This window comes from Nostoc sp. KVJ20 (genome assembly GCF_001712795.1).
Lineage (GTDB): Bacteria > Cyanobacteriota > Cyanobacteriia > Cyanobacteriales > Nostocaceae > Nostoc.
Genome location: NZ_KV757574.1, coordinates 21,217 through 27,216, shown reverse-complemented (window position 1 = coordinate 27,216; position 6,000 = coordinate 21,217). Strand labels below are relative to the sequence as shown.

The window sequence follows — 6,000 nt, the reverse complement described above, 5'->3', positions numbered from 1 at the left end:
TCTTGGAACTGAAGTTCCTTGCAGGACATAGTTTTTGCGTTAAGTTGACACTAATGTTCATGAATTGCCCCCTCCCTACTTGAGCAACTCGTTAAAGATAGGCAAATTTCCGCCACACTGTACTAGTACAGCACGGCGTAAATAAACCACCCCTGACGCTCGAAGACTCGCTAACGCTGCGCTAACGGGTTCGCAGTCGCTCATGGGGGAAACCCCCTTGGCGCGAAACCCTTGCAAACAATTAATTACGAATTACGAATTACGAATTACGCCTTGCGGTACTAGTTTTTCAGTAATTTTTTTAAACGGAGAGGGGGGGATTCGAACCCCCGTTGAGTTTCCCCAAAACGCATTTCGAGTGCGTCACCATGAACCGCTCGGACACCTCTCCAGGTATTTATTCACACATTTGAGTGTCTATTTCATATTCAAATGTCGTGAATGCAGGGAAATGTTATTGCATTCCCTATAATATCATAGCATTATCGCTTTTTTGCGTAACGCAACGCTTCGGGAACAAAGCCTGATTGAACAAGTAACATAGTTTCAGGATTAATGTCTGCGATCGCCAGTGCCATAATCTCCATTAGCGATCGCATCTGCCAATCGTTTCAACATTATTGTGTCATAAATTAGCGATCGCTTCAGCAACTAGTTTAGAAACAAAGGGCAAAATGGCCCGACTCTTAGCCTGTGCTTTACCTTCAGTAAATACCACTAAGAGGTAAGGACGCTGTTCTGGTAACTCAATATACGCAGCATCATGGCGAACTTGACTTGTCCAACCTGCCTTTGACCAAATTTGAGTATTTTCAGGAAGTCCGCCACCTAAAAAACCTGTTACCTGATTTTCCTCGGTGTCGGATGGTAAATCGTTGAGAGTCCGTTTGAGTAAAGCCATCATTGCTTGCGATCGCCCACTTGAAACCGCCACCCCACCTACAATACTATGCAGTAACCTAGCGATCGCATTTGTGGTCAACATATTCCGATTTTCCAGTAACTCACCCACAAACGCCCGTTCCCGTCCATAAGGGCCATCACCCCAAGTTTTTTGACAGACGTTAATCGTCTCCAATTCTTCCCAACCCAAAGATTGGTAATAGCGGTTAACAATATTACGCTGATATTTCCAGGTTTCAAAAGGGCCGGTTGGTAATTCTGGCCCTGATGTAGTGCCACTCAGAATATCCACAACCAAGCTGGTAGCATCATTACTAGAATCGACAATCATATCCCGCAAAGCGCGTTCCAACTCCTTGGAAGTTTGACTCATGCCTTTTTCTAGCCATTCGTTTACCGCCACCAGGTAAAATAGCTTGACTACACTAGCGGGATAAATTCGTTCAACACCGCGATAAGTAAAACCACGAACTGGATGATCCCAAAAAGCATTGGGAGTCAGCGCCCCACCAGTATTTACTAGCACTGGGGGATCGTAAACAACCCAAGTCAGGGCAATTTGATTCCGGGCTAAGGTCGGAAATGCTGCCCAAGTTGCATCTAAAATGCCATTACCAATATTTTCGAGTTGTTCGTCTCTATTAAAAAAAATCATTCTCTAATAATGTCCTTTAATCTAAAATCCAAAATCCAAAATCCAAAATCAGGGGAGTATCAGTGTTTAGCTGACCTGAATTTATATGATTCTCCTGAATGTACACGCTTGGCAACTCAAGCCGCATCTGGGCGACATTTATGGGTAACATCAAATCAGCAAAATTCAGCGATTCAGGTGTGTTTGTGTGAAGATGACTATCCGGGATGGGTATCCTTTTCCGATTTGGATTCATTACAATCTGCTACTGTACCTTATCAGGCTGCAACATTTTCTGAAGCTGAAATTAAAAAACTCCTAGTAGAGGTCATCGCCTTTACCCAAAAAGCGATGCAACAATCAAATTATTATCTTTGGGGTGGTACGGTTGGGCCAAATTATGACTGTTCTGGGTTAATGCAGGCGGCGTTTGCTTCGGTGGGTATTTGGCTACCTAGAGATGCCTATCAACAGGAAGGATTCACGAAACCAATTACTATTGCAGAATTAGCAGCCGGGGATCTAGTATTTTTTGGAACTAGCCAAAAAGCAACCCATGTCGGACTTTATTTGGCTGATAGTTATTACATCCATAGTTCTGGGAAAGATCAGGGACGGGATGGAATTGGGATTGATATTCTTTCGGAACAGGGAGATGCGGTTAGTCAGTCGTACTATCAGCAGCTGCGAGGTGCTGGTAGAGTTATCAAGAGTTACGAACCACAGAGACGCTGAGGGCGCACAGGTATATGAGGAGTGGGTTGGTTAATCAAGGGTTAAGTGAAGAGAATGGGGCTATTTCAGCAATTGTCCCAGATGTTTCAGTGGTGCTGCCAATACATGACGAGGTGGAAAGTTTGCCGCTTTTACTAGAAGCGATCGCATCTACTTTATCCTCTAGTCAGGTAAATTATGAAATTATTTGCGTGGATGATGGTTCTACAGATGGTTCCGGGGAATTTCTCAAGAAAGAAGCGCAAATTCGTACTAATTTAAAAGTGGTGATTTTGCGTCGCAACTACGGACAAACTGCGGCGATGGCTGCTGGATTTTATTATGCAGTCGGTAAAGCGATCGTTACTTTAGATGCTGATCTCCAGAATGATCCGGCTGATATCCCCATGTTATTAGCAAAGCTAGATGAAGGTTACGATTTGGTGAGTGGTTGGCGGCAAAAACGCCAAGATGGTGCCGTAAATCGGTTACTTCCTTCCAAAATTGCCAATTGGCTAATTCGCCGCACCACTAGCGTGAATATTCATGACTATGGCTGTTCGTTGAAAGCCTATCGTGCAGAACTTTTGGCAGACATGAACCTCTACGGGGAATTACATCGGTTTTTACCTGCCCTGGCGTACATTGAAGGAGCTAGAATTACTGAAGTACCCGTGCGCCATCACGCCCGCCGCTTTGGCCGCAGTAAATATGGAATTTGGCGGACATTCCGGGTATTGATGGATTTGTTAACCATTCTGTTTATGAAAAAATTTCTCACCCGCCCGATGCATGTTTTTGGGCTGTTGGGCTTGATTTCAATGGTTTCGGGAACGGGGATCGGAATTTACTTGACTTTTGTCAAATTGGCTTTAGGTGAAATGATTGGCAATCGTCCTTTGCTGATTTTAGCAGTTCTCCTGCTAGTGACTGGAGTACAGTTATTTTGCTTCGGGCTTTTGGCAGAATTGCTCATGCGTACATACCATGAATCCCAAGGAAGGCCTATCTATCGCGTGCGAGAAGTAGTAGCAAAAAATGTTAAGTAAGGTAACAATGGTATTGATTTGTCATTGGTCATTAGTCATTAGTTGAAGTAAATAATATTGGTTGACTCTAGACGAAGGACAAATGACAAAGGACAAATGACAAATAACAAATAACTCATTCAATAGCATCTACCTTGAAAGCATTTAATACCTTTGATGCCGAACTACGGAGCAACCTGCTGGTTTTATTTACAGCAGGTTTATTATTCTGGTCGAGCTTGTCTTCGCTCTTACCAACCCTACCGCTTTACATCGATCATGTGGGCGCAAACAATCAAGAAATTGGGATTGTGATGGGTAGTTTTGCCATTGGGTTGTTGCTGTCTCGCCCGATGTTGGGACGATTAGCCGATGAACGTGGCCGAAAAATTGTCTTGTTGATTGGTACGATAGTAGCTGCGATCGCACCTTTTGGTTACTTGGCAACCCAATCACTTGGGCTACTGATCCTGGTGCGGATTTTTCACGGCATTAGCGTAGCTGCTTTTACCACTGGCTACAGTGCCTTAATCGCAGATTTAGCTCCAGCTGAAACTCGTGGTGAAATCATTGGTTATATGAGCCTCACAACTCCCCTTGGTTTAGCAATTGGCCCCGCCTTGGGAGGGTATTTAGAAGCTACCAGTGGTTACGGGATATTATTTCTGCTATCTGCTGAATTGGGTTTTTGCGCCCTCTTAGGGATTGTCCAAGTTAATAATCCACCAGTGCAGACACAGGAACTAACTCAGGACGAAAATCACAATTTTTGGCAAACCTTGAGCAGTCCACAGGTAAGAGTTCCAACTATAGTTATGTTGCTGGTTGGTTTGTCCGTCGGTGCTGTACATACCTTTGTGTCGTTGTTCCTAAAATCCACTGAGTTGGACTTCAATGGCGGACTGTTTTTTACAGTTGCGGCAATTTCTAGTTTTAGTATCAGGGTGTTTGCTGGTAAGGCAAGCGATCGCTTAGGTCGTGGTTTGTTTATTACCTTTGGTATTTTTTGCTATGTTTTGGGGTTAATATTGCTGTGGCAAGCTCACAGTGCGATCGTTTTCTTACTGGCTGCGATCGTTGAAGGTGCTGGTGGTGGTACACTGATCTCGATGATGATCACCATGATGGCAGACCGCTCACTGCCGCAAGAACGGGGGAAAATTTTTGCTATATGCATAGCTGGGCTTGACCTGGGAATTGCGATCGCTGCTCCTCTTTTGGGTACTATCGCAGAACTTGTAGGCTACCGCAATATGTTTGGCTATGGTGCTGCAATGACTTCTCTAGCACTTGTCATCTTCCTCACCCAGTCGAGCAAAAACCTATCTAACTCCCTGCGCTTTGCACTAGGTTTAGCTCCAGATGCTTACGCCATGAAAAACTTAAAAGTTAGGAGTGAAGAAATTTAACTCCTCACTCCTAACTTTCAACTCTTAGCCTTCAAAAACGGGCGAGGAGGGATTCGAACCCCCGACACCGTGGTCCGTAGCCACGTGCTCTAGTCCACTGAGCTACACGCCCTCACCGACAATCTATATTAACACGTTCTAACTAAATGACGCAAGATAATTTTCCATCTAATTTTGCCAGCTTAACCCATCTAGATCCCCACGGACAGGCACAGATGGTAGATGTGTCTGATAAAGCACCTACGATTCGCCAAGCAGTAGCCGCCGCTAATGTGCGGATGCTGCCAGCCACCTTCGCTGCCATTCAAGCTGGAAACGTCCCAAAAGGGGATGTTTTGGCAACTGCAAGATTGGCTGGGATTATGGCAGCCAAGCAAACAGCCACTTTAATTCCTCTGTGTCATCCCTTGCCTTTGCAAAAAATCGCAGTCGAGATTATACCCGACCCGCAACTACCTGGTTATCAAATTCAAGCCACAGTTAAAACCAAAGCTGAAACTGGTGTAGAAATGGAAGCCTTAACTGCCGTTTCTGTGGCCGCCCTGACTTTATACGATATGGCAAAAGCTTTAGAAAAGTCGATTCAAATCGAGTCAATTCGTTTAATCAGTAAGAGTGGCGGGAAATCAGCAGATTATTCCCCGCCAAAGCAATAGCCTAGATTATCTGACCTATAGCTTTGTTGAGATCGGCCGGGCTTTCAAATTCCTCATCATCTGGCAGTTTCTCTAATAGAGAGAGAATTTCCTTATCTGCTCCTTGCTTTTTAGCGTGCTTAGTCAATTCTTGCTTATTCGCGGGATAGTCAACACCTTTCAAGTGTTTTTGTATTTCAACTGGATTTGCCTTAGCCATTTTTATCCACCTCTAAAGGTTTTTTCCATATTCACAAGTGGATGTATTTGCTCCCTCTATCATAAAGATGAATCATTTTTAACTGAGAAAGATTAAAAGCTCATCCACCAGGTTGATGAATCATGTATGGGGAACTTTCAAGGGAGATTTTAGTGGTGGTTATGGTGCTCGTCAATACTTGTCGGATTTTGGGGAAAAGGGTAAGGGATGAAAAAAGGGAAAGGGGGAAAGGGGAAAGGGAACCCCATGCTTAAAAGCTCTTGTTTAAAATATGAACGCTGATTTTGATTGCACTACGTGTCGCTAAAAATCTTCTTTTAATATTTTCCATATTTAAAAATAGGGGCTTTATACCGTGTGGGAAAAGTTTTATCTTTAATGCCTTATCCCTCTTTTATCACTTTCGGAAGAGAATAATCTAGAATGCTTACAGCATCAGACTTTTAGCAAAAATCTT

General features: G+C 43.9%; 6 protein-coding genes and 2 tRNA genes. 4 read left to right on the top strand and 4 right to left on the bottom strand.

Annotated elements, in window-relative coordinates; translation table 11 throughout:
• Positions 1-306 precede the first annotated feature (306 nt).
• Together A4S05_RS07030 and A4S05_RS07025 are read right to left on the bottom strand one after the other, a co-directional pair.
• A tRNA-Ser gene (locus A4S05_RS07030) sits at positions 307-391 on the bottom strand.
• A gap of 234 nt (positions 392-625) precedes the next feature.
• Entirely contained in the window at positions 626-1,558 is a 933-nt protein-coding gene (locus A4S05_RS07025) for a serine hydrolase (protein WP_069069114.1), read from the bottom strand.
• A 9-nt stretch (positions 1,559-1,567) separates the two neighbouring features.
• Between A4S05_RS07025 and A4S05_RS07020 the strand changes: the two genes are divergently transcribed.
• The 3 genes from A4S05_RS07020 (at position 1,568) to A4S05_RS07010 (ending at position 4,688) form a co-directional block, all read left to right on the top strand.
• Entirely contained in the window at positions 1,568-2,272 is a 705-nt protein-coding gene (locus A4S05_RS07020) for a C40 family peptidase (RefSeq protein ID WP_069069113.1), read from the top strand.
• Positions 2,273-2,286: 14 nt separating this feature from the next.
• Positions 2,287-3,300: a glycosyltransferase family 2 protein gene (locus A4S05_RS07015; RefSeq protein ID WP_069069112.1), complete on the top strand. Its 1,014-nt coding sequence runs from the start codon at positions 2,287-2,289 to the stop codon at positions 3,298-3,300.
• Between the two features lie 134 nt (positions 3,301-3,434).
• Entirely contained in the window at positions 3,435-4,688 is a 1,254-nt protein-coding gene (locus A4S05_RS07010; protein WP_069069111.1) for an MFS transporter, read from the top strand.
• 38 nt (positions 4,689-4,726) lie between these two features.
• On the opposite strand, the gene A4S05_RS07005 is transcribed toward A4S05_RS07010, so the two are convergent.
• Positions 4,727-4,800, bottom strand: a tRNA-Arg gene (locus A4S05_RS07005).
• A gap of 34 nt (positions 4,801-4,834) precedes the next feature.
• Here A4S05_RS07005 and moaC point away from each other — a divergent pair.
• Entirely contained in the window at positions 4,835-5,344 is a 510-nt protein-coding gene (gene moaC / locus A4S05_RS07000; RefSeq protein WP_069069110.1) for a cyclic pyranopterin monophosphate synthase MoaC, read from the top strand.
• Position 5,345: 1 nt separating this feature from the next.
• Here the strand turns inward: moaC and A4S05_RS06995 are convergent, their stop codons facing one another.
• The gene (locus A4S05_RS06995) at positions 5,346-5,543 is read right to left on the bottom strand and encodes a DUF2795 domain-containing protein (protein WP_069069109.1); all 198 of its coding nucleotides are present in this window, start codon (positions 5,541-5,543) and stop codon (positions 5,346-5,348) included.
• Positions 5,544-6,000: the final 457 nt, after the last annotated feature.